The organism is Sphingomonas oligophenolica (assembly GCF_039522915.1).
Lineage (GTDB): Bacteria > Pseudomonadota > Alphaproteobacteria > Sphingomonadales > Sphingomonadaceae > Sphingomonas > Sphingomonas oligophenolica.
On sequence record NZ_BAAAEH010000032.1, the window covers coordinates 38,080 to 60,975 of the forward strand.

Genomic DNA, 22,896 nt, shown 5'->3' on the forward strand with positions numbered 1-22,896 from the left:
ATCCTGATCAGCGTTCGGACGGTGGGCTGCCGTAAGGCGCGCATGTCAGACAGGAGAAAAGGTCAGGCGCGGAAAACGCGGGTTGCAAAAATCTCGTCCAGCCGCCGACGTTCCCTCAAACGGTACTGGGCGGCACCAGAGAGACTCTGACGCGAGGCAGAGAGATCGCTGAATTTAGCGGTCGAGCCCGCACAGGCTGATTCTCGTGCGGGCGGAGGCCCGCATGACCCCGACCAAATTGCTCATCGGACAGATCGTTGTCGTGTTCGCCATCGTATTGGCGGGCGTATGGTTTGCGACCCAGTGGGCGGCAGCCGAACTGGCCTATCAGCCCGAACTTGGCCGGCCATGGTTCACCGCCTTCGGTCTTCCGATCTACCTGCCTTGGGCTCTGTTCGGCTGGTGGTTCTCGTTCGAGGCCTATGCGCCGACGATATTCGAGGAGGCTGGCGCGATTGCCGCGACCAGCGGTCTCGTCGGTTGCGCCGCCGCGATCTTTGGATCGCTATGGCGTGCCCGCCAGCGCAAGAACATCACCACATATGGCTCCGCTCGCTGGGCCAGCGCGAAGGATATCCGCAGCGCCGGATTGCTCACCGACTCCGGCGTTTTTCTCGGTCGGACCGGACCACGCTATCTCCGCCATGACGGTCCCGAGCACATCATGGCGTTCGCGCCGACCCGCAGCGGTAAGGGCGTCGGCCTGGTCGTGCCCACCCTGCTTGGCTGGTCGGGCTCGGCAGTCATCCACGACATCAAGGGCGAGAATTGGCAGCTGACCGCTGGCTGGCGCCAGCGCTTCTCCCACTGCCTCCTGTTCAATCCGACCGATGCCCGCTCGGCACGCTACAACCCGCTGCTGGAGGTTCGTCGCGGGATCGACGAAGTCCGCGATGTTCAGAACATCGCCGATATCCTCGTCGATCCCGAAGGCGCGCTGGAACGCCGCAGCCACTGGGAAAAGACCAGCCATTCGCTGCTCGTCGGCGCCATCCTCCACATTCTCTATGCCGAGGAAGAAAAGACGCTCGCGCGTGTGGCGTCCTTTCTGTCCGATCCGCAACGTCCGTTCACCGCCACGCTGCACCGAATGATGACTACAAATCATCTGGGCACGGTCGACGCGCCTGTCGTTCACCCTGTCGTGGCGTCGGCGGCGCGAGAGGTCCTCAACAAGTCCGAGAACGAGCGATCCGGCGTGTTGTCGACGGCCATGTCGTTCCTTGGTCTCTACCGCGATCCGACCGTGGCGATGGTGACGTCGCGCTGCGACTGGCGGATCGCCGACCTCGTCGAGGGCAGGTCGCCGGTCTCGCTCTACCTTGTCGTGCCGCCCTCTGACATCAGCCGCACCAAGCCGCTTATCCGCCTTGTGCTCAACCAGATCGGCCGTCGGCTCACCGAGCACCTTCACGCCGAGAATGGGGCGAACGCGTTTGCCCGGCACAAGCTGCTGATGATGCTCGACGAGTTTCCGGCGCTCGGTCGCCTGGACTTCTTCGAGACCAGCCTCGCCTTTCTCGCCGGCTATGGCGTGCGCGCCTTCCTGATCGCGCAAAGCCTCAACCAGATCGAGAAGGCCTATGGCGAACACAACGCAATCCTCGACAATTGCCATGTCCGTATCGCGTTCGCGACCAATGACGAGCGGACCGCGAAGCGCATTTCCGATGCGCTTGGAACAGCGACCGAGCAGCGCGCGATGCGCAACTATGCTGGGCATCGCCTCGCGCCTTGGCTCGCCCATGTCATGGTCAGTCGACAGGAAACTGCACGCGCCCTGCTGACGCCAGGCGAAGTGATGCAGCTGTCCGCGACTGACGAACTCGTCCTCGTCGCCGGCACACCACCGATCCGCGCGACCAAGCTTCGCTACTTCGAGGACGACACCTTCAAGGCTCGCGTGCTGCCACCGCCCACGCTGGCGAGTGGCGACTATGCCGACCGGCCGGCAGCGCGACCGGACGTATGGGCAGGCACCGTTCGCGGCACCGATGCACGTCTCGGTGCCGGAGAAGATGAGGTCGGCGGCGATGCTGGCGGAGGTTTGGAGCAGGCCCGGCAACCCGGGCAGGAAATCGATCGTCCGCTGACTCCCGACCCGGTCACCACCGATCCGCTCGGTCTCGGCGCTGACGACGACGATGCCGCAGCCGATCAGCGCGCGATGGATCAGGCACGAGCGCTTGGCACCGCACGCACTGTCTACGCCATCGATGCCGGCGCCGATGGTTCGAACGGGCATCGGCCCGGCGACCTCCAGTTGGACCTGTGACCATGGTCGAGAAGATCCGCCACCAGCTGTTCCTGCCGAAACCGGTAAGCGACCGCCTCGAGGCGTTGGCCGCAAAGCCGGGCGCGTCCAAATCGGCGATCCTGACCGACGCAGTCACGGCCTGGCTCAACCGGCGCGGCGCATCCGAACTGGAAGATCGCTTCGGCATCCGGCTCGATCGCCTGACCACCGCCATCGGACGGCTTGAGCGCGACGGGCATATCCAGCTCGAAACGCTTGCCCTGTTCGTCCGCTACGAGCTCGCGATCCAGGCCCCGCTCGCAGAGAATGATCATGCTGGCCGGGCAATCGCCGCCAAGCGGTTCGATGCCTTCATCGCCCAGGTCGGCCGGCAGATCGCCGCTGGACGGCGGACGATCGCCGACGGGTTCGGCGGCGCGGCGGAGTCCAACCCGTGAGCGCCGGCATCTCTGCGGACCGGCGGCGCGCGATGCTGCGAACGGCGATGGGGCCGGCGATCGCCGAAGCACTTGCAGATTCCCGTGTCATCGAGATCATGGTCAATCCCGACGGCGCACTGCGCCTCGATCGGCTGGGCGAGGGCCGCACCGACACCGAGGTTCGCATGGAGGCCGCGCAGGTCGAGCGGATCATCCGGCTCGTCGCCTCGCACGCGCGCGCCGAAGTGCATGGCGATGCCCCGATCGTTTCGGCCGAACTGCCACCTCATGTCGAGGGTCGCGCTGGCGAGCGGTTCGAGGGCGTGCTTCCGCCCGTGTCGACCGCGCCCTGCTTCTCGATCCGCAAGCCCGCCGAGCGGCTCTACAGCCTCGACGATTATGTCGCCGACGGCATTATGGCGCCGGCGGCCGCCGACCGGCTGAAGGCCTGCGTCACCCAGCGCTACAACATCCTGGTCGCCGGCGGCACCAGCTCGGGGAAGACCACGCTCGCCAATGCGCTCCTCGCCGAAATGGCCTGGGTCGACGAGCGCGTCATCCTGATCGAGGACACGCGCGAGCTGCAAAGTCCCGCCGCTGACACGGTGGCCCTTCGCACGCGACCGGGCGTCGTGACGATGGCCGATCTCGTCCGCTCGACGCTGCGCCTGCGCCCCGACCGCATCATCGTGGGAGAGGTGCGCGGTCCCGAAGCGCTCGACATGCTCAAGGCTTGGAACACCGGCCATCCCGGCGGCATCGCCACCGTCCACGCAAATAGCGCGATCTCCGCGCTCTACCGGATCGAGGGTCTTGTCCAGGAGGCGGTGGTCACGGTCCCGCGCCGGCTGATCGCCGAGGCGATCGACGTCATCGTCTTCATCTCCGGACGCGGCCTCCAGCGCCGCATCTCGCAGATCGCGCGTGTCGCCGGGCTCGATCCCGACACCGGCGCCTACGCGCTCGCCGACTTCCTCTTGCCTCTCAACCCCCAAGGAGAATGACCATGCAGCTTGCCAAAATTCCGACTCGCGGATCGACCTTCCTTATCGGCGCGGCCATCGGCCTGGCCCTCGCCATAGCCCCGGCCGCGCAGGCGGCGGGATCCGGCATGCCCTGGGAACAACCCCTCCAGCAGGTGCTTGAATCCGTCCAGGGTCCGGTCGCGAAGATCGTCGCCGTCATCGTGATCATCGTCACTGGCCTGACGCTGGCCTTCGGCGAGAGCAGCGGCGGGTTCCGGCGCCTCATCCAAATCGTCTTCGGCCTGTCGATCGCATTCGCGGCGTCGAGCTTCTTCCTTAGCTTCTTCAGCTTCGGCGGTGGGGCGCTGATCGCGTGATCGGCGCCGGCCAACATCTCGAAGGGTTCGAGGCTCCCATCCACGGGAGCCTCGGATCTCCGATCCTGCTTGGCGGCGCACCGCGCGGGCTGGCGATCGTCAACGGAACGCTGGCCGCCGCCGTCGGCCTCGGCCTCCAGCAATGGATCGCCGGTCTTGTGCTCTGGGCAGTCGGCCACAGCATCGCTGTCTTCGCGGCGCGCCGCGACCCGGATTTCGCACCCGTGCTGATCCGTCATCTCCGCCAGAAAGGCTATCTCGCGTGCTGAATCTCGCCGAATATCGTCACCGGCCCGACCGGTTGGCGGACCATATCCCATGGGCGGCGCTCGTCGCGCCCGGCATCATCCTCAACAAGGATGGGAGCTTCCAGCGGACGCTGCGCTTCCGAGGACCCGACCTGGAATCCGCGACCGAGGGCGAGCTGATCTCTGCCTGTGCTCGGGCCAACAATGTCCTCAAGCGGTTCGGGACGGGCTGGGCGCTGTTCTTCGAGGCCGAACGTCGCGAGGCATCTGCCTACCCCGACAGTGAGTTTCCGGACGCCGCGTCCTGGCTGGTCGACCAAGAACGCCGCGCCGCCTTCCTTGGCGAAGACGAGCACTATGAAAGCCGCTACCATCTTACACTGACCTGGCTGCCCACGCCGGATAGCGCCGAGGCGGCCGGCCGTTCGCTAGTCGAGCGGCCCGATGCGGACAAGGGCCGCGACTGGCATCGAGCGCTGTCCAGCTTCGTCGCCGAAAGCGATCGCGCCCTGGATCTCTTCGCGAGCTTCATGCCCGAGGTCCGCGCGCTCGATGACTCCGAGACGCTCACCTTCCTGCATGGTACGATCTCCAATCGCCCGCATCATGTCGCGGTCCCGGAGACGCCGGTCTATCTCGACGCGTTGCTCGTCGATACGCCGCTGACCGGCGGGCTGGAGCCGCGGCTCGGCGGCACCCACCTTCGCACCCTGACCGTGCTGGGCTTCCCAAGCATGAGCCGGCCGGGAATCCTCGATGCGCTCAACCATCAAGACTTCGGCTATCGGTGGGTCACGCGCTTTCTCGCGCTCGACAAGAGCGACGCCACCAAGGCGCTGACCAAGCTGCGCCGGCAGTGGTTCAACAAGCGCAAGTCGATCACCGCGCTCCTGCGCGAGATCCTGTACAACCAGCCGTCGCAGCTGCTCGACACCGACGCCGACAACAAGGTGCTCGATGCCGACCTCGCGCTTCAGGTCCTGGGCGGCGACCATGTCGCGTTCGGCCACCTGACCACAACAATCACGGTCAGCGATAGTGACCGCGCCGGCGTTGAAGACAAGGTCAGGCGGATCGAGCGGATCGTCAACGGGCTCGGCTTCACGACGATACGAGAGGGTGTCAACGCGGTCGAGGCGTGGCTTTCGTCGCTGCCAGGGCAAGTCTACGCGAACGTCCGGCAGCCGCTGGTCCATACGCTGAACCTCGCGCATCTGATGCCGCTGTCGTCGGTCTGGGCCGGCCCGGTGCGCAACGCCCATCTCGACGGTGCTCCGCTGCTCCATGCCAGCACGGCAGGTTCGACGCCATTCCGCCTGTCGACGCATGTCGGCGACGTCGGGCACATGCTGGTAGTTGGGCCGACGGGCGCCGGCAAATCGGTGCTGCTCGCGCTGATTGCGCTTCAATTCCGGCGCTACGCGGACTCCCAGGTCTATATCTTCGACAAGGGGTATTCCGCGCGGGCAGCCGTGCTGGCGATGGGCGGCGCACACCATGCGCTCGGCCTCGGCGCAGATGCCGGTGAGACACTCGCGTTCCAACCTTTGCGCAGGATCGATGACGCGACCGAGCGAAGCTGGGCGGCGGAATGGATCGCGGCGCTGCTCGCGCATGAGAAGGTCCTCGTCACTCCCGAGGTGAAGGATGCCGTCTGGTCGGCGCTCGGCAGCCTCGCGTCAGCGCCGCCGGAGGAACGAACTCTAACCGGGTTGACGCTGCTCCTCCAATCGAATGCACTTCGAACCGCGCTCGGCGCCTACACGCTCGACGGCCCCAATGGACGGCTGCTCGACGCGGCCGAGCAGCACCTCGCCTTCGCCGATGTCCAGTGCTTCGAGACCGAGGAGCTGATGGGCCAGGCCGGCGTGGTGGCGCCCGTGCTGACCTATCTCTTCCATCGTCTCGAAGAGCGGTTCGATGGCCGGCCGACCCTGCTGATACTCGACGAGGCCTGGATATTCCTCGACCATCCCCTGTTCGCCGCGCGTATCCGCGAATGGCTGAAGGTGCTGCGCAAGAAGAACGTCGCGGTGCTGTTCGCGACGCAGAGTCTCGCCGACATCGCATCGAGCAGCATTGCGCCCGCGATCATCGAGAGCTGCCCACAGCGTATCCTGCTGCCCAATGATCGCGCGATCGAGCCGCAGAGCCGCGAGGCCTATGAGCGGTTCGGCCTGAACGATCGCCAGATCGAGCTGGTCAGTCGCGCCACGCCGAAGCGTCAATATTACCTCCAGTCAGCGCGCGGCAACCGGCTGTTTGAACTCGGCCTCGGCCCGATCGCGCTCGCCCTGTGCGGCGCGTCCGACCCCGCCACGCAATCTCGGATCGACGCGATGATCGCCGACGATGGCCTCTCGGATTTTGCGGCCCGCTTCCTTGGCGATGCCGGCCTCGACTGGGCCGCCGACCTGCTCGCCGATTTTCCCGTCCCCCAAGCAAAGGAGTAATGTGATGCGTTTCCTTACCCGCAAATATCTGGTCGCGAGCGCCCTCGGCATCGGGACAGCCGGCTCGCTCGCCATGGGCCTGGCCATGACAAGTACGCCTGCTCACGCGCAACTGACGGTGTTCGACCCGAGCAACTACAGCCAGAACATCCTGACGGCCGCCCGGACGCTCACCCAGATCAACAACCAGATCCAGTCGCTGCAGAACCAGGCGCGCAGCCTGCTCAACCAGGCGAGGAACCTGACGACGATCGATTTCCCCGAGCTGCAGGCGCTGACCCAGACACTGCAGCAGGTCGACCGCCTGATGGGGCAAGCCCAGGGCATCCGGCTCCAGGTCTCCGGCCTCGACCAGCAATTCCACCAGCTCTTCCCACAGAGCTTTGGCCAGGCATTGCGGATGAACGATCAGGTCGTTGCCGCGCGCTCTCGCCTCGACACCGCCATGACCGCCTACCAGCACACGATGACAGTGCAGGCGCAGGTCGCCGAAAACGTGGCGGCCGATGCCCAGACCTTGTCGTCGCTGGTCGCGAAGAGCCAAGGCGCCGAAGGGTCCCTGCAGGCGCAGCAGGCGACCAACCAACTGCTCGCGCTCAGCGCCAAGCAGCAGTTCCAGATCCAGAACATGATGGCCGCCCAGTATCGAGCCGAGACGATCGAGCGCGCGCGGCAGGCGCAAGCACAGATCGATGCGCAGGCGGCGACCAAGAAGTTCCTCGGTTCCGGCACCGCCTACACCCCCCAATAGGCGCGCCGGAGGGCGGCGACGGTCCGCCTCCCGTCGTCGTCCGCCGCGGGGCGGGGCTTCGCTCCCCCGGCCTCGCCCCGCGGCCTCTTTCATTTCGCCGAGGAACAAGCAGCCGTGAATGATCTCAATGTCATCGACCGCTTCATGCAGGCGTTCATCACCTACATCGACGCCGGCTTCGGGTTGCTCGGCGGTGACGTCCACTTCCTGACCGTGACGTTGATCGGCATCGACGTCACGCTGGCCGGACTCTTCTGGGCGATGGGCGGCGACGACAATGTGATCGGCCGCTTCCTCAAGAAGATCCTCTACATCGGCGCGTTCGCGTTCATCCTGAACAGCTTTTCGACGCTTGCCGACATCATCTTCCGCTCGTTCGCGCAGGCCGGTCTCACTGCGGGTGGCGGCGGCATGTCGGCGGCCGACCTCCTCAAGCCCGGACGGCTCGCGGGGACTGGGTTCTCCGCCGCCTGGCCACTCCTTCAGCAGGTCTCTCAACTGACGGGGTTCACGACCTTCTTTGACAATTTCCTGACCATCGCCGTGCTGCTGTTCGCCTGGGCGATCGTCATCATCACCTTCTTCATCCTCGCGGTGCAGATGTTCGTCACGATTATCGAGTTCAAGCTGACTTCGCTGGCTGGCTTCATCCTCGTGCCATTTGCGCTCTGGAACCGGACCAGCTTCCTGGCCGAACGCGTGCTCGGCAACGTGGTCTCGTCGGGCATCAAGGTGATGGTCCTCGCGGTCATCGTTGGGATCGGCTCAAATTTCTTCACCGAGTTCACGACCGCTCTGCAGGGCCAGGAACCGGACATCGGACAGGCCCTGAGCCTGATGCTCGCCAGCCTCACCATGTTCGGTCTCGGCATTTTCGGTCCAAGCATTGCCTCGGGACTCGTCGCGGGCGCTCCGCAACTCGGTGCTGGTGCCGCGCTCGGCACGACCGTCGGCGCGGCGGGTATCACGATGCTTGCGGGCGGCGCTGCCGTTGGCGGGGCGCGTGCCCTTGGCGGCGCGGCACTCGGTGCGGTGCGAGCCGGCACCTCGATGGGATCGGCAGCTTCGACCGCCTACACGCTTGGCAAGGAGACCGCGTCGTCACCGACGATGACGGCTGGCCTTGGCGGCATGGCGCGCGCCGCCGGCAATGCCGCCCGCGACCGTGCCTCGAGCGCGCTCGGCCTCGGCGAAGCCGCTTCGCAGGGTCGGGCTGCGGCCTGGAATGCCCTCAACCGCGGCGGCCGGACCGAAGCAGGATCATCCGCCGACGCCGACGGCACGCCTGCCTGGGCGCGAGCGATGCATGGTCAGCAGAACGCCCGACATCACCGCCAGATCGCGCTGCACACCCTGCAGCAAGGCGATCGCGGCGGCGCCTCTGCAACCCCCGACATCAAGGAAAGGGACGACTGATGATCTTCAAACGCGCCGTCCAGCGTTACGGACAAACCCCGGAGCCGGAGACGCCGTACCAGCGTGCCGGCCAAGTCTGGGACGAGCGGATCGGCTCCGCCCGCGTGCAAGCGCGCAACTGGCGGCTGATGGCATTCGGGTGCCTTGCGCTTACCGGCGGGTTATCGTCAGCTCTCGTCTGGCAATCGGTGCAGAGCCGCATCACGCCCTATGTCGTGGAGGTCGACCGGCTGGGCGAGGCGCGCGCCGTCTCGGAAGCCGAGGCGGGCTATCACCCCACTGATCCGCAGATCGCATGGCACCTGTCGCGCTTCATCGCGAACGTCCGCGGCCGATCGCTCGATCCCGTGCTGGTCCGACAGGACTGGCTCGAAGCCTATGATTTCACCACCAAGCGCGGCGCGCAGTTTCTCGGCGACTATGCCCGAACCGCCGATCCGTTTGCCAAAATCGGCGAGCGAACCGTGTCGGTTCAGGTGACGAGCGTGGTGCGCGCGTCCGACAGGTCCTTCCAAGTCAAATGGACCGAGACCGCCTACGAGCGCGGCGCGCAGTCCGGGATGCAGCGCTGGACGGCGATCCTGACCGTCGTGATGCGGGCGCCTACCGATGCGGATACGCTCCGGAAGAACCCGCTTGGCGTCTACGTCGATGCGGTCGACTGGAGCCGGGAACTCGATCCTCCCGCGCAGTCGCGTTCGACACCGCCGCCTGCTGTCCCGGCAGGCTTGCCGCTCGGCTCACCCCTCGATCCCAATCTCGCTGCTCCCACGCAGCCCGCCCAGGAGTCACGCCCATGAAGTTCGTTCTCGCAGCGTCTGCCCTCGCGATCACCGCGACTTCAACGCAGGCCCAGACCACGACGCCTCAACCAGCGCAGGGGCCTATTGCCGTTGCCAAGGCGTCAGCGACGAGGGAGCCGCCTCGGCGACAGATTGCCCGCAAGCGCGTCAACCCGATGGTGGCGCGTGTCGCTGCGGCCAATCGCGCAGCCACGCTGGAGCCACAGGCACAGGGCTTCGTGAATGCGGTCCAGATCTTCCCGTTCAGCGACGGCACGATCTACCAAGTCTACACCGCGCCCGGTGCCGTCACCGACATTGCCTTGCAGCCGAGCGAAAATCTCGTGGCGGTGGCGGCCGGCGATACAGTCCGGTGGGTCATCGGCGACACGACGAGCGGCACCGGCGCAGACAAGCGAACGCACATCCTGGTGAAGCCGTTCACCGCAGGCCTCGCTACCAATCTCGTCGTGACGACGGATCGGCGGAGCTACCACCTCCAGCTCACCGCAACGTCGCGCACCGCGATGGCCGCCTTGTCATGGACATATCCAGCCGACCAGCTGATCGCCCTCCGCCGGGCCGCCGATCAGGCCGCGGCTGCGGCCCCGGTCTCCGAAGGACTGGCGGTCGACAGCCTCCATTTCAACTATGCGATCAGTGGCGACGCACCTGCATGGCGGCCCCTTCGTGCGTTCGACGATGGCCGGCAGACGTTTGTCGAGTTCCCCGCTAGCATCGCCGTCGGCGACGCGCCGCCACTGTTCGTCGTCGGGCCGACCGGAGAGGCCGAGCTGGTCAATTATCGTGTCCGCGGCCGGTTCTATGTCGTCGACCGAATCTTCGACGTGGCCGAGCTCAGGTTCGGCACCAAGAAGCAGCAGGTTGTCCGGATCGCGCGCGTCGGTGACGGCACTCCCTCGCGAAAGGGGAAGCGCTCATGAGCGAGCCATCCATCTCTCCCACCGCGAAGCTTGATCCCGAGACGCTGGCGATCCGGACGAACCCCGCGCGCGCGATACGCTTCCGTCGCGGCGTGATCATCGCCGTCGCCGCACTGGGATCCGTCAGCCTGGTTGTCGTCGCATGGATCGCGCTGAAACCGCGCATCTTCAGCGCGGTCGCCGAGCGTCAGGAATTGTCGGAGCCGAGCAATCGTCCATCGACTGACGCTCTGAATGGCTTGCCGGCGACATATGGCGATACCCCGAAGCTCGGCCCACCACTCCCCGGCGACCTGGGCAGGCCGATCCTCGAAAGCCAGCGCCGCATGGCAACGGAAACCGGCGTCGGCAATGATCCGTCGGGCCAGTCGGAGGCGCAAGAACGGGAGCGGCGGCTGTCGGAGTTGAGGGCCGCTCGCCAATCCGGGGTGTTGGTTCAAGACCGCACCGCCACGTCGCCGACAGCAGCAGCCGACGCCTCAGCGACGCCGGCCGCCCCAACGCCGGAGGCATCGGGACCAGTTCTTGATCCGGATCGGGACCCCAACGCTCAGGGGCGCAAGGCCCAGTTCGTCAGCACACTCAATCGCTCCGGGGACATCAATCCACACACGCTGACGGCGGCACCGTCGCCATACCTACTTTCGGCGGGCAGCGTCATTTCGGCGAGCCTGATAACCGGCCTGCGATCTGACCTGCCGGGCCTGGTGACGGCCCAAGTTACCAGCCAGGTGTTCGACAGCCCGACCGGGCGCATCTTGCTCATTCCGCAAGGATCACGGCTGATCGGCGCCTACGACAGCGTCGTGGCGTTCGGCCAGAAGCGCGCGCTGATCGTCTGGCAGCGGATCTTGTTGCCTGATGGCAGCTCGATGAGGATCGACAACGTGCCGGCGACCGATGCGTCTGGCTATGCCGGGCTGCAGGATAAGGTGGATTTCCACACATGGGCGCTGCTCAAGGGCGTTGCGCTCTCCACGCTGCTTGGATTGGGTTCGCAATTGGCGGTTACCGGCGAGAGCGACCTTGTCCAGGCCATTCGGGAGTCGACGCAGCAGAACGTATCGCGTGCCGGCGACCAGCTCACATCGCGCAACCTCAACATCCAGCCGACGATCACAATTCGGCCCGGCGCAACCGTGCGCCTGGTCGTCCATAAGGACATCATTCTCGCGCCTTGGCGCGGATAGGAGCAGGTCATGCCCGAACTGAAACTGGCAAGGTTGCCGGACAGGACTCCGGTCAAGCTAGCGATCACCGTCACCCCGGATTTGCACCAGATGCTGCAGCAGTACGCGGCACTTTACGCGGAAACGTATGGGCGGGAGGAATCGGTCACCGAACTTGTGCCAGCCATGTTGGCGGCGTTCCTTGAGAGCGATCGCAATTTCGTTCGCAGCCGCCCGGCCGCAAAATGAGCGACGAGACGGAGATCCCAGATCGATTCGTCAAGCTCGACGAGGTCAAGCGGCGCGTCGGTCTTGGCAAGACGATGATCTATCGTCTGATCCAGGAAGGAAGGTTTCCAGCGCCATATAAGCTTTCGCCATTTGCGTCGCGCTGGAGCGACCGGGAGATCATGGCCTGGATCAACGATGTGAAAGACGGGTTCGAGGGCAAAAAGAGAAAGATATAGAGAGCGCTGCTGTTTGTCTCTCAAGCCGACAACGAGGCTTGACCTTCCCGGATTCGGCGGCCTCTAGTTGGTCGTAACACCCGCGATACGTCTAGTCAGACAGCGTTCTACGTATCATTCTGCAACCGCCCAATCCGATAGGCACCCGATGGCACGCGAGACCAAACAGAAACGGCCTCGCGCCCGAGGTGCAATGGTGGAAACCTTCGACATCCCCCCGGTCACCGCCGACATGCGCCAGCGGGTCGGATCAAGCCAGATCGATGAGTTCGTGTTGGCGCACGGAGCGTCCGACGTCTTGCGTGAACTCGTCCAGAACGAGTTCGATGCGAACGGATCTGAGATCGGGATTCGCTTCACAGATACGACGCTCGAGATCACAGGCACTGGCCGCGATATCCCGGCAAAGGGCTGGGGACGATTGTCGGTCCTGATCGGGACGGGCGAGGTTCTGGGGGACGGATCGGGCGAGATCATCACCCCGAAGGAAAGCAGCATCGGCTCCAAGAACCTGGGCATGCGATCGCTCTTTCGCTTCGGTGACAAAATTCATGTCCGTTCGGCTGGCAGAATGGCAATCCTCGACCTTCTGACTTTCACTGCGGGGCGCCAGCCCGATCCCGCGCGCAGGGGCCGCAAGGGCATTTTGATTCAGGTCCCCTACCGAACCGCACCCCTGCGACGGTTCGTACCATTCACGCCCCAACGTGAAGCGGCTGACCTTGAGGAGATCGAGCGAGTCTTATTTCCCACGCTCGTGAAGCTAGCTTTGCCCGGGCGGCGTGGAGGCATCCAGGCACTCACGATATCATCCGAACGCCAAGATCGACGCCTCAACTGGAACCAGATGGCCGAAGCCGGCCGCAGTCCGGTCGAGGGCATCAGCGTGGTACGCCGCGTTGGGCGGATGCAGGCCCGGGGGCCTGGATCGGTTCGAAGCCGGCAGGATCACGAAGAGCTCGAATTCTCGCGGCTTGTCGACATCCCGGCCGATCATGCCAAGCTCGATTTCCCCGATTATTTCCGATCGGGCGAGCAGCTTCGCGTCGCCATCTCGATACCGCTAAAGGGAGGCAAGCCCGTCACCGACCGTATCGGGCACTGCTATTATCCACTTCAGGCAGGGCAGGCCCGCACCGGGTGCGCGATAAGCGCTTCGGCACCCTTCCATCTTGATGCCGAACGCACGCGGTTGATCCCTGACGATTGGAACATCTGGTTGAACGACGAGGTCGCTACCCTCGTCGCAGATCTTATCGGCGCCGACTGGTTCGGGCGGTTTGGCCGCCCCGCTTACGATTTGGTCCTCCGCCAGGGTCAAGAAGAGGGAACGCTCGCCGACCTCGTGATGGCGCGGCTGAAGGACTCGGCCTGCTGGCCGAATGCCGAAGGTCAGCAAAGCCTCGCCAAGGGCTTGGTTGTGCCTGATCATCCGGCGCTCAAGGGCCATGTGAGCGCCAGTGCCTATCTCCATGGCGATCTCTCGGCCGACGCGGCGATCGCAAAGCTCGCGATCCAGTGCGGCGCGAAGAGTTTCACCGCCAATTCGCTGGTCCGCCTGCGCTGCGGCGGTGAGAAGGACGGCGGCATCCAGACCAAGATCAGCGCGGGCGAAGCCAATTATCACTATCCCGGCTATCCCGGGCTCGCCCTCAATCCGGAGGAGCAACATCGCACGGCAGGCGCCCTGACTCTTCTCAAGAAGCTTTCAACGGAGAATCGTCGAGATTTGCGCGAGACGCGCTCGACGCTGACGGCGACCGGCGGAATTGCGGCGGCTGAGAACCTGGTGCGGGTCAGCCCCGACATGTGGGAGGCCTGTCCCGAGCCACATGAAACTAGGTTGCACCCGATCCTCTACGACGATCATGCCGTATCGCGCTACTGTCGACCATTTGACCTGAGCCGCTGGATCGAGGAGGCGGCCAGCCGCGCCGACGTGGGAACCATCACTAATACCGAGCGGGACGCGCTTTATCGGCACCTGCTCCAACCCGACACCAAGCTCAGCTCACGCCTGGTCGGCGTGATTCGCAAAAGCCCGGTGATCAAAGACGACAAGGGCGCATGGGCGCGCCCGGACAGCTTAGGGATCCTGCCTCCTCGCGATGCCAAGCTGCTCGGCCGCGTAGTGCGTGCGCCGGCATCGCAGGTGCGCCAGCGCGCCGGGCTGCTCGAACGGCTGGCAATCCGGCGTAAAGTCATTGGCGAGGACCTCGTCGTGCTCGCAGCAGTCGTGGCGGAGGAGCCGCAGCTTGCCGAGGCGTTTGAGGATTTGCTGCGGCGTCAGACGGCGTTGCTTGTCCCGAAGGTCGTAGCGGCCCTATCCGCGATTGGCTTCCTCAGTACCCGGGCGGGCGGCCTCGCAGCTCCGCGGCGCGCGCATTTACCCACCGCCGTCAATCTCACCTGTCTTTCGGCCGAGGAGCTGTTGGTTGAAGACAAGCCGCTCTACCGCCGCTTGTCTTGTCCAACTCGCCCCGGTTCGGCGATGCTGATCGAGGTCATCGAACGCGCGCGCGAGGCTTCACAGCCGCCGCCGGTCCCCGAACAGCTCTATCCCGCTCTGGTGGATGCGCTCCGTGCGGATCGCAAGGTGCCCAACAGCCTAGCTGACGAACGCATTCTGTATGTCGACGGCGGCTTTGTGACCCCGCATGCGACGCTGGTGGCCTTCCGTCCCCCACGCTGTCTGCAGGAGTCGATTCCGGTTGTTCGCACTTCTGGGAGCGCCGTCGCGGAGGCCTATCTGGCGCTCGGCGCCAACGCGTCGCCGAAAGCGCATCAATGGCTGGCTTTCTTTGCTTGGGTGGACAGTCGAGCGTCTGCCTCGCAGGGCTCGGTTTCCGCTACAGACCGGGCGCTGATCCGCGAGGCCTATCGCTCGCTCGCCATTACGGGCCTGCCATCGGATCTCGCTTCGACCAAGCTCTGCCTGTTGAGCATGCACAGCACACTTCATAGCCTGGACGAGCTACGAGCCGGCCGCTTCCTTGAGAACGACTTTCCCGAACTCGCCGATGCACTCGTCGACGCAAAAGCTGGTATCGCTTTCGCGGACGGCGATGAAATGAGCCGGATCATCTTCCGGCGCCTCGGCATCCAGCCGTTGAGCGACCGGTGCGGCGAGGGTCGGATCGTTATCGGCACACCGGCAGGCGCGCCGAACTGGTTTCGCGAAAAGACGGCTTCAAAAGCGCTCGAGCAGCTGCATCGCGCCGACCTCGCGCAGGCCCTGACCGAGCTTGCCTACGCGCATCAGAAGGGGAGTAAGGATTTCGAACCGGCGCGGACCAATCTTGTCCGCCGTCGCCTGCTGGCGATCGAGAGAATCGCCTTCACAACCGACCTTGAGCGAACTTACCAGCTTGGGCGCCGGGTCAGCGTGCCGTCGGATTCCGCCATTGAGGATGGCACCCTCTTTCTGCGTCCCACGCAGTATAAGTCGGAATATGATCTTGTGCTGGCGCTCGAACTGGCACGACTTGTCGGCGCCACGCGCCTTGCCGACGTCCGGACGCTCGCGTCGAGCCTGCTCCCACTATTACAGCTGGAAAGGCCTGCCGAACTCCTGGCCTACCTGCGGCGGCTCGGTATTCGCCCGATGGCCTGGAACTATGCGGACGAACCCGAGCCAGATGAGGCCGAGATCACTCGCGAACAGATCACTCAGAGCCTCATATCGTCGGTTCGCATCACTCCGCCGTCTCCGGTGGCGCCGCAACCACCCGCACCGCCTCAGCCCGCTCCGGCTATCTCAGCGCCCGCCCCGTCAGTCGCGATACCCCCAGCACTGCCTGCTTTGGCCGCAGTCCGCCTCGTGGTCACTGCACCTACTGGGCAGGCCCCGCCGGCTTCGCAGAATAGCGGATCCAGCAGCGGTTGGCGCAGCAGCACAGTCTTCACGCCACGGACACCGCTGGAGATGGCGCGTGATCGGGCCGTGGGGCTCCAGGGTGAAGCGCTCATTCATCGCCAGGAGATCGAGCGTGTGCGGGCACTGGGCTATGACGACCCGGAATCGCGCGTCGTTTGGGTTTCCCAAGCCAATCCCGGCGCGGACCACGACATTCTTTCGATTGGACCCGATGGTGGCCCGATTTGGATCGAAGTCAAATCGACTACGGGCAGCGATGGTCGGTTCGATTGGAGCATCGCCGAGTTCGAAAAGGCGTTGCGCGAAGGCCCGCGCTATCAGCTATGGCGGGTCTACGACGTCGGCGGCACTTCGCCGGTCGCTAAATGCTTCGACAATCCGGCTGGCCTCTTACTCACCCCGACGATCCGGCTGGAAATCTCCTCACTGCGAGCCTTCGTCGAATCCCGTTGATTGGGGCTCAGGATTTAAGCGAAGCACTTGGGGATTGGTCGAAACCGTAGCCCGCTGCGGACCGTTGAGAACTTGCCAACGTATCGTGGGTTCGATAGACAGACCCTCCGCCGAACTGTGCCTGCAAAGGGCTGATTTCGGGCGGAAAAGTCGGCATGGTACTTTTCATGGTACGCGGCGAGAAAGACCGAAACAGGCTCGCGATAAATCAATTGCTTAGCGCCTGAGTTCGAATCCCTCCCGCTCCGCCATTCCCGCCCTTTTTGGGGCTCCCGCAAACACCAACCATCATCGCGACATGCCCCGCGCCCAGCCGACCGCAAACTCGGCTATCCGCTCGTCGCGATCGCGATGGGGGGAATTACTTATGGAGCGGCGACGATCGGCCTCTTAGCCTTCGGCCTTGGTTCGTACGCCGCGGTTGGCGAACGGGGCGGTGGCGAGGCTGCGAAGGGCGGACGTGACCATGACAAGGCTTCACCTCCATCGCGAACGTCATCTCGTCTCGCGGATCGGCTGGCTGCGCGCCGCGGTGCTAGGCGCCAATGATGGCATCGTTTCGACCGCCAGCCTGATCATCGGCGTCGCGGCGGCGGCCGCGAAGCCGGCTGATATCCTCGTTGCCGGCGCCGCGGGCCTTGTTGCCGGAGCCATGTCGATGGCGGCCGGCGAATATGTCTCGGTCAGTTCCCAGTCGGATACCGAACAGGCCGATCTCGCGCGCGAGCGCAGCGAGCTGGCCGGAAATGTCGATGCCGAAATAAGCGAGCTGGCAGGCATCTATGTCAAACGCGGGGTCGATCCGGCGACCGCCGACACCGTCGCCCGCCAGTTGATGGCGAGGGACGCGCTCGCCGCGCATGCTCGTGACGAACTCGGCATTTCGGAGATGACGACGGCGCGGCCGATCCAGGCCGCGCTCACCTCCGCCGCCACTTTTTCGGCCGGCGCCGCCTTGCCGCTGGCGATCGTGATCTTAGCCCCCGGCGCGTGGCTGGTGCCGATCGAAGCGATTGCATCTCTGCTGTTTCTTGCCCTGCTCGGCGGCATCGGCGCGCGCGCCGGCGGTGCACCGGTGTGGACAGCGACATGGCGCGTCACCTTCTGGGGCGCGCTGGCGATGGCGCTCACCGCCGGGATCGGACGGCTGGTCGGGACGGCAGTATGAAGCCGTCGCGCTACGCCGGTGGGATCGTCGCGACGCTGCCCAGGCGCCAGCGCGAGTGACGGCACTCGCGCTTCTCGGCTATATATCCGCGGCCCTGCTGGCCCAGGTGGTGCTGGCCATTGCCGTCGCGATTCATCGCAAAGGCTCGACATCGGGGCAGGGCACTGCGGCCAATCGCCGTCGCGATGCGGCAAGCACGGCCGCCTGGGCCGGTCTTCGCGCCTTTCGCGTCCTTCGCCGCGACTATGAAGACGATGCGCTCAGCCAATGCTCCTTCTATCTCGAACCGGTCGACGGCCGGCCTCTGCCTCCGTATCGGGCCGGGCAGTTCCTGACCGTCCAGCTCGAGCTATGCGACGCGCAAGGCATTATCCGGCCGGTCACGCGCTGCTATTCGCTGTCCGATTGCCATGACCGGCAAGCCTATCGTGTCACGATCAAGCGCATCCCGCCGCCCGCCGACCGGCATGATCTCCCGCCCGGCCTTGTCTCCGGCCACTTTCACGACCACGTCGTTCCCGGCTCGATCGTGCAGCTGCGCGCGCCTGCAGGCTCCTTCGTTCTCGATGGCGAGCCGGGCGTTCCCGCAGTCCTGATCGCCGGTGGCGTCGGCATCACGCCGCTGTTCGCCATGGCGCGAGAGGCACTCGCAAAACAGCCTGATCGTGAGATCCACCTCTTCTACGGGGTACGCGACAGCCGCGAGCTGGTGTTCGAGGCGGCGATCGACGCGATGCGCGCCCAGCATCCCAACTTTCACGTAACGATTGTCCTGAGCAACCCGGCGCCGGGTGAAGTTGAGGCGCCGAATTGTCAGACGACGGGCTTCATCGACGTCGCCCTGCTCAAGCGCACCCTGCCGAACGGCGGCCACCATTTCTACGTCTGCGGGCCGCCGCCGATGATGGCGAGTCTGGTGCCGGCCTTGCGCGCCTGGGCGGGGGCACATGATGCGGTGCGATACGAGGCGTTCGGTCCGGCATCGCTCGCCTCCGCCGAAGCGGTCTCGGCCATGCCGCTCGACCAGCCGCTGACGGTGCGCTTTTCCCGGTCGGGGAGGACGCTCAGCTGGACCGGCGAGGAGACCAACCTGCTCGATTTCGCCGAGCGCCACGGAATCGATATCGAGTCCGGCTGTCGTTCGGGCAGCTGCGGAACCTGCGAAACGACGATCAGCGCAGGCGAAGTGCGCTACCTCCAAAGACCGTCGTTCGATATCGCCGCGGGACGCTGCCTGCTCTGTGTCGGCACGCCGATCGGCGATCTGGAGCTCGACGCGTGAACGGGGCGCGCGCAAGCCTGTTGAGCCGGGAGGTCATCCCCTTCTACCTCTCGCTCGCCGCTCTCGGCGGCGCCGCACTGGCGCTCGACGCGCTGCTGCACCTCTCGGGCGCGGTCTGGATCGGACGCTATCTCGGCATTCCCGGCGTGCTGCTGATCATCGCGTCGTCGGGCTATTCGCTGCGCAAGCACAAGCTGATCAGATCGGGAAAGCCGGCCAGCCTGCTGCGCTGGCACGAACGCCTCGCCTGGGCCGGGTCGCTGCTGATCCTCGTCCATGCCGGCATCCATTTCAACGCGATCCTCGCCTGGCTGGCGGTCTGGGCGATGCTGATCAACGTCGCCAGCGGGCTCACCGGCAAGTTCCTGCTCGGACGCTCGCGCAAGCGGCTCGACGCGACCCGGGCAGGATTGCGGGCGCAGGGCATGTCGCCCGAGGAGGTGGAAGAACTGACCCATTGGGACAGCCTGACCTTCGACGCCGTCAAGCAATGGCGCGTCGTCCATCTGCCGATCACGCTGGCTTTCACGGTTCTGGCGCTGGCCCACATCATTGCGATCTTCCTGTTCTGGGGCTGGAAATGATGCGCCGCTGGGGACTGATCCTGATCGCCGTCAATCTGTGCGGGCTGATCGCTCTTGCCTTTGCCTTGCCGCACCTGATGGTCGCACCCGGCCCGCTGATCCCTGCGCACGCGGAGATCAGGCGCGACTGCTTTGCATGCCATGCTCCGTTCAGGGGCGTGTCGGCGGATCGCTGTACCGCCTGCCACAAGGTGGCGGATATCGGTATCCGCACGACCAAGGGCGTGCCGCTTGGCGCCGCCCGGCATGGTATCGCCTTCCACCAAGCGCTCTCCCAGCCCAACTGCATGGCGTGTCATAGCGACCATAGCGCTCCGCATCTGGTGAAGACCCCGAGGCAAAGCTTCGCCCATGAGTTGCTGCGGCCCGAGGTGCGCGACCGGTGCGCCGCGTGTCACCGCGCGCCGCCGACCGCACTCCATGCCCAGGCCGGCAGCAACTGCGCGCAGTGCCACACGCAAAAGGGATGGAAACCGGCGCGCTTCGACCATGCGCGCTTCTTCGCGTTGACCGGACCGCACGATAGAAGCTGCTCAACCTGTCATGTCGGCGGCAATCTTTCCCGCTATACCTGCTACAGTTGCCACGAACATCAGCCCGACCGGATCCGGGCCAAGCATGCGGAGGAAGGCATCCGCGATATCGAGAATTGCGCACGCTGCCATCGCAGTGGCTCGGGCGAAGGCGACGAACGCGAAGGGGACGGGCGGGACGATGACTGACGGGAGCCGATCAGGCGGCCTGACCGCCGATGCGGCGCGCGCGCGACTGGAAGCGGACGGACCCAATGAGTTGCCGCGCGCCGGACAACGATCCGTCCTGCGCATCGCGATCGAGGTGTTGCGCGAGCCGATGCTGGCGCTGCTGCTGGCCGGCGGGGTCGCCTATCTCCTGCTCGGGGACACGACCGAGGCGCTGATCCTGCTCGCCTTCGCGACCTTCTCCGTCGTCGTCACCGTGGTCCAGGAATCCCGCACCGAGCATGTGCTCGAGGCGCTGCGCGACCTGTCGGCGCCGCGCGCGCTGGTCATCCGCGACGGCGCGCGTCTTCGCATCGCGGGGCGCGAGGTCGTGCGCGACGACCTGCTCGTGCTCGAACAGGGGGATCGGATCGCCGCCGACGCGGTGCTGGTCGAGGCGGCGGACCTTCAGGCCGACGAATCGCTGCTGACGGGAGAATCGCTGCCGGTCGGCAAGGCTGTGGCCATCCAGGATGGGGCCGAACACGACCGCCGGCCCGGTGGCGAGGGCCAGCCTTATGTCTATTCGGGCTCGCTGGTCACGCGAGGGAGCGGCATCGCCCGCGTGCTGGCGACGGGACCACGCAGCGAAATCGGCCGGATCGGCCAATCGCTCGCGACACTCGACGCCGAAGCCCCCCGCCTGCGCCGCGAAACGACGCGGATCGTTACCTGGTGCGCAGCCGGCGGCGGCGCGGTCGCGCTGCTCGTGGTGCTGCTGTTCGGGTTGTTGCGGGGCGGCTGGATCGAGGCGGTGCTGGCCGGCATCGCAATCGGCATGTCGATGCTGCCCGAAGAATTTCCCGTCGTCCTGACCGTATTCCTCGCGATGGGGGCGTGGCGGATCGGCAAGGTAGGGGTGCTCACCCGGCGCGCGGCGGCGATCGAGACGCTCGGTTCGGCGACCGTGCTGTGCACCGACAAGACCGGCACGCTGACCGAGAACCGCATGTCGGTCGTTGCGCTGTGGCTGCCGTCGGGCGAGACGCATATGGTTCAGCCGGAGGTAAGCGTTCCTGAAGCCTATCACGGCCTGATCGAGACGGCGGCGCTCGCCAGCGCGGCCGAGCCCACCGACCCGATGGAGATTGCGCTTCACGGCGCGCGCAGCGCGGTCCCCGCCATTGCGCCATCAACGAGCGCGCTGGCGCATGCCTATGCACTGCGTCCCGATCTGCTGGCGATGTCGAATATCTGGGACGATGGCGACACGCTGACCATTTCGGCCAAGGGCGCGCCGGAGGCGATCGCCAGCCTGTGCCATTTGCCTGCGCACGAGTTCGCCGCGATGACCGACGCCGTCGAGGCGATGGCGGTGCGCGGCATCCGCGTGCTCGCGGTTGCGACGGCGGCGCCGCGCGACCGGGCCTGGGCTCAATCGCAACAGGATTATGATTATGCGCTGACCGGGCTGGTCGGACTGGCTGATCCGATCCGCGCCAGCGTGCCCGGGGCGGTCGCTGAATGCCGCAGCGCCGGCATCCGTGTCGTCATGATCACCGGCGACTATGCCGCCACGGCGCGCTCGATCGCGACCCAGGCGGGGATCGCCGAGGGCGACGTGCTGACCGGCACTGATCTGGCCTCGCTCGATGATACCCAGCTTGCCGAGCGATTGAAGGCAGTCACCGTGTTCGCCCGGATCATGCCGGAACAGAAGTTGCGCATCGTCCAGGCGTTCAAGGCCGATGGCGAGATCGTCGCGATGACCGGCGATGGCGTCAACGACGCGCCATCGCTCAAGGCGGCGCATATCGGCGTGGCCATGGGCAAGCGCGGCACCGATGTCGCGCGCGAGGCTTCCGCCATCGTGCTGCTCGAGGACGATTTCGGCTCGATCGTGCAGTCGGTCCGGCTCGGGCGGCGTATCTACGACAATATCCGCAAGGCAATGGCCTTCATCTTCGCGGTCCATGTGCCGATCGCGGGGCTGGCGCTCCTGCCTTTGTTCTTCGGCCTGCCGATCCTGTTCGGCCCGATCCATATCGCCTTGCTCGAAATGGTGATCGACCCGGTCTGTGCTTTGGTATTCGAAGCTGAGCGCGAAGAGGACGACATCATGCGGCGTCGCCCCCGCGATCCGTCAGAGGCCCTGTTCTCGCTGCCGATGATCGCCTGGAGCGTGTTTCAGGGAGGGCTCGCCTTCGCGATGCTGGCGACGGTCTTTCTGGTGGAGAGCTGGTCCGGGATGCCGGAGATCGAGCTCCGCGCGCTGACCTTCTTCGCGCTGATCGCCGAGATCGTCGCCCTGATCCTGGTCAACCGGTCGTTCAGCGCCGCTCTCGGCGAGGCGATCATTCGTCACAATGCCGCATTGCGCTATGTCGCTGCTGCCATTGCTGCGGTAACTGCATTGATTCTATTCCTGCCTTCGGCGCAGGCCCTGTTAAGATTCGGGTCGATCGCCTGGAGCGACATGGCGTTGGCGATCGGCCTGGGAGTCATGCTCATGCTGCTGCTCGAAGCCTGCAAGCCCGTGGTCCGGCGGTTGACGGCGCGCGTCTCGCCGACCGCGCCGCGCGGCCTGGTCGCGGCGTCGTGAGC

General features: G+C 65.5%; 19 protein-coding genes. All 19 read left to right on the plus strand.

Translation table 11 applies throughout. The annotated features are described in order from the left end of the window. Positions 1-223: 223 nt before the first annotated feature. Positions 224-2,275: a conjugal transfer protein TraG gene (locus ABD050_RS15450; RefSeq protein WP_343890350.1), complete on the plus strand. Its 2,052-nt coding sequence runs from the start codon at positions 224-226 to the stop codon at positions 2,273-2,275. A 2-nt stretch (positions 2,276-2,277) separates the two neighbouring features. Further along, positions 2,278-2,694: a CopG family transcriptional regulator gene (locus ABD050_RS15455; RefSeq protein WP_343890351.1), complete on the plus strand. Its 417-nt coding sequence runs from the start codon at positions 2,278-2,280 to the stop codon at positions 2,692-2,694. Continuing rightward, on the plus strand, positions 2,691-3,680 hold the full coding sequence (trbB, locus tag ABD050_RS15460; protein WP_343890352.1) for a P-type conjugative transfer ATPase TrbB: 990 nt from the start codon (positions 2,691-2,693) through the stop codon (positions 3,678-3,680). Before ABD050_RS15455 ends, trbB begins: the two co-directional genes overlap by 4 nt. Beyond that, on the plus strand, positions 3,677-4,018 hold the full coding sequence (locus tag ABD050_RS15465; RefSeq protein WP_343890353.1) for a TrbC/VirB2 family type IV secretion system protein: 342 nt from the start codon (positions 3,677-3,679) through the stop codon (positions 4,016-4,018). The genes trbB and ABD050_RS15465 overlap by 4 nt, the downstream gene beginning before the upstream one ends. Continuing rightward, a complete protein-coding gene (locus tag ABD050_RS15470) occupies positions 4,015-4,287 on the plus strand; it encodes a VirB3 family type IV secretion system protein (protein ID WP_150289992.1) in 273 nt (90 codons plus the stop codon). The genes ABD050_RS15465 and ABD050_RS15470 overlap by 4 nt, the downstream gene beginning before the upstream one ends. Next, the gene (gene trbE, locus ABD050_RS15475; RefSeq protein ID WP_343890354.1) at positions 4,281-6,719 is read left to right on the plus strand and encodes a conjugal transfer protein TrbE; all 2,439 of its coding nucleotides are present in this window, start codon (positions 4,281-4,283) and stop codon (positions 6,717-6,719) included. The genes ABD050_RS15470 and trbE overlap by 7 nt, the downstream gene beginning before the upstream one ends. Positions 6,720-6,723: 4 nt before the next feature. Next, positions 6,724-7,470, plus strand: coding sequence for a P-type conjugative transfer protein TrbJ (gene trbJ, locus ABD050_RS15480; protein WP_343890355.1), 747 nt, complete (start codon positions 6,724-6,726; stop codon positions 7,468-7,470). A 114-nt stretch (positions 7,471-7,584) separates the two neighbouring features. Then, entirely contained in the window at positions 7,585-8,886 is a 1,302-nt protein-coding gene (gene trbL, locus ABD050_RS15485) for a P-type conjugative transfer protein TrbL (protein WP_343890356.1), read from the plus strand. Continuing rightward, entirely contained in the window at positions 8,886-9,686 is an 801-nt protein-coding gene (trbF, locus tag ABD050_RS15490) for a conjugal transfer protein TrbF (protein WP_343890357.1), read from the plus strand. Before trbL ends, trbF begins: the two co-directional genes overlap by 1 nt. Then, positions 9,683-10,612 carry a P-type conjugative transfer protein TrbG gene (gene trbG / locus ABD050_RS15495; protein WP_343890358.1) on the plus strand — a complete coding sequence of 310 codons (930 nt, stop codon included), beginning with the start codon at positions 9,683-9,685 and terminating at the stop codon, positions 10,610-10,612. The genes trbF and trbG overlap by 4 nt, the downstream gene beginning before the upstream one ends. Beyond that, on the plus strand, positions 10,609-11,802 hold the full coding sequence (locus ABD050_RS15500; RefSeq protein ID WP_425542467.1) for a TraB/TrbI/VirB10 family type IV secretion system protein: 1,194 nt from the start codon (positions 10,609-10,611) through the stop codon (positions 11,800-11,802). Before trbG ends, ABD050_RS15500 begins: the two co-directional genes overlap by 4 nt. A gap of 9 nt (positions 11,803-11,811) precedes the next feature. Continuing rightward, positions 11,812-12,030: a DUF2274 domain-containing protein gene (locus tag ABD050_RS15505; RefSeq protein ID WP_343890360.1), complete on the plus strand. Its 219-nt coding sequence runs from the start codon at positions 11,812-11,814 to the stop codon at positions 12,028-12,030. Continuing rightward, a complete protein-coding gene (locus ABD050_RS15510; protein ID WP_343890361.1) occupies positions 12,027-12,248 on the plus strand; it encodes a helix-turn-helix transcriptional regulator in 222 nt (73 codons plus the stop codon). Before ABD050_RS15505 ends, ABD050_RS15510 begins: the two co-directional genes overlap by 4 nt. A 193-nt stretch (positions 12,249-12,441) precedes the next feature. Next, on the plus strand, positions 12,442-16,578 hold the full coding sequence (locus ABD050_RS15515) for a protein NO VEIN domain-containing protein (protein WP_343890362.1): 4,137 nt from the start codon (positions 12,442-12,444) through the stop codon (positions 16,576-16,578). Positions 16,579-17,044: 466 nt separating this feature from the next. After that, positions 17,045-17,746, plus strand: a complete 702-nt coding sequence (locus ABD050_RS15520) for a VIT1/CCC1 transporter family protein (RefSeq protein WP_343890363.1) — start codon at positions 17,045-17,047, stop codon at positions 17,744-17,746. A gap of 55 nt (positions 17,747-17,801) precedes the next feature. After that, the gene (locus ABD050_RS15525) at positions 17,802-19,028 is read left to right on the plus strand and encodes a 2Fe-2S iron-sulfur cluster-binding protein (RefSeq protein WP_343890364.1); all 1,227 of its coding nucleotides are present in this window, start codon (positions 17,802-17,804) and stop codon (positions 19,026-19,028) included. Then, positions 19,025-19,612 carry a hypothetical protein gene (locus tag ABD050_RS15530; protein WP_343890366.1) on the plus strand — a complete coding sequence of 196 codons (588 nt, stop codon included), beginning with the start codon at positions 19,025-19,027 and terminating at the stop codon, positions 19,610-19,612. The genes ABD050_RS15525 and ABD050_RS15530 overlap by 4 nt, the downstream gene beginning before the upstream one ends. Beyond that, a complete protein-coding gene (locus ABD050_RS15535) occupies positions 19,612-20,334 on the plus strand; it encodes a cytochrome c3 family protein (protein ID WP_343890368.1) in 723 nt (240 codons plus the stop codon). Before ABD050_RS15530 ends, ABD050_RS15535 begins: the two co-directional genes overlap by 1 nt. Then, positions 20,327-22,894: a cation-translocating P-type ATPase gene (locus ABD050_RS15540; protein WP_343890369.1), complete on the plus strand. Its 2,568-nt coding sequence runs from the start codon at positions 20,327-20,329 to the stop codon at positions 22,892-22,894. Before ABD050_RS15535 ends, ABD050_RS15540 begins: the two co-directional genes overlap by 8 nt. The last annotated feature ends 2 nt before the right edge of the window (positions 22,895-22,896 follow it).

What these genes read in the sequence shown, in the direction of transcription:
- ABD050_RS15450 (WP_343890350.1), top strand. Translation starts at nt 224, where the DNA reads ATGACCCCGACCAAATTGCTCATCGGACAGATCGTTGTCGTGTTCGCC.
- ABD050_RS15455 (WP_343890351.1), top strand. Translation starts at nt 2,278, where the DNA reads ATGGTCGAGAAGATCCGCCACCAGCTGTTCCTGCCGAAACCGGTAAGC.
- ABD050_RS15465 (WP_343890353.1), top strand. Translation starts at nt 3,677, where the DNA reads ATGACCATGCAGCTTGCCAAAATTCCGACTCGCGGATCGACCTTCCTT.
- trbJ (WP_343890355.1), top strand. Translation starts at nt 6,724, where the DNA reads ATGCGTTTCCTTACCCGCAAATATCTGGTCGCGAGCGCCCTCGGCATC.
- trbF (WP_343890357.1), top strand. Translation starts at nt 8,886, where the DNA reads ATGATCTTCAAACGCGCCGTCCAGCGTTACGGACAAACCCCGGAGCCG.
- trbG (WP_343890358.1), top strand. Translation starts at nt 9,683, where the DNA reads ATGAAGTTCGTTCTCGCAGCGTCTGCCCTCGCGATCACCGCGACTTCA.
- ABD050_RS15500 (WP_425542467.1), top strand. Translation starts at nt 10,609, where the DNA reads ATGAGCGAGCCATCCATCTCTCCCACCGCGAAGCTTGATCCCGAGACG.
- ABD050_RS15505 (WP_343890360.1), top strand. Translation starts at nt 11,812, where the DNA reads ATGCCCGAACTGAAACTGGCAAGGTTGCCGGACAGGACTCCGGTCAAG.
- ABD050_RS15510 (WP_343890361.1), top strand. Translation starts at nt 12,027, where the DNA reads ATGAGCGACGAGACGGAGATCCCAGATCGATTCGTCAAGCTCGACGAG.
- ABD050_RS15515 (WP_343890362.1), top strand. Translation starts at nt 12,442, where the DNA reads ATGGTGGAAACCTTCGACATCCCCCCGGTCACCGCCGACATGCGCCAG.
- ABD050_RS15520 (WP_343890363.1), top strand. Translation starts at nt 17,045, where the DNA reads ATGACAAGGCTTCACCTCCATCGCGAACGTCATCTCGTCTCGCGGATC.
- ABD050_RS15535 (WP_343890368.1), top strand. Translation starts at nt 19,612, where the DNA reads ATGCGCCGCTGGGGACTGATCCTGATCGCCGTCAATCTGTGCGGGCTG.
- ABD050_RS15540 (WP_343890369.1), top strand. Translation starts at nt 20,327, where the DNA reads ATGACTGACGGGAGCCGATCAGGCGGCCTGACCGCCGATGCGGCGCGC.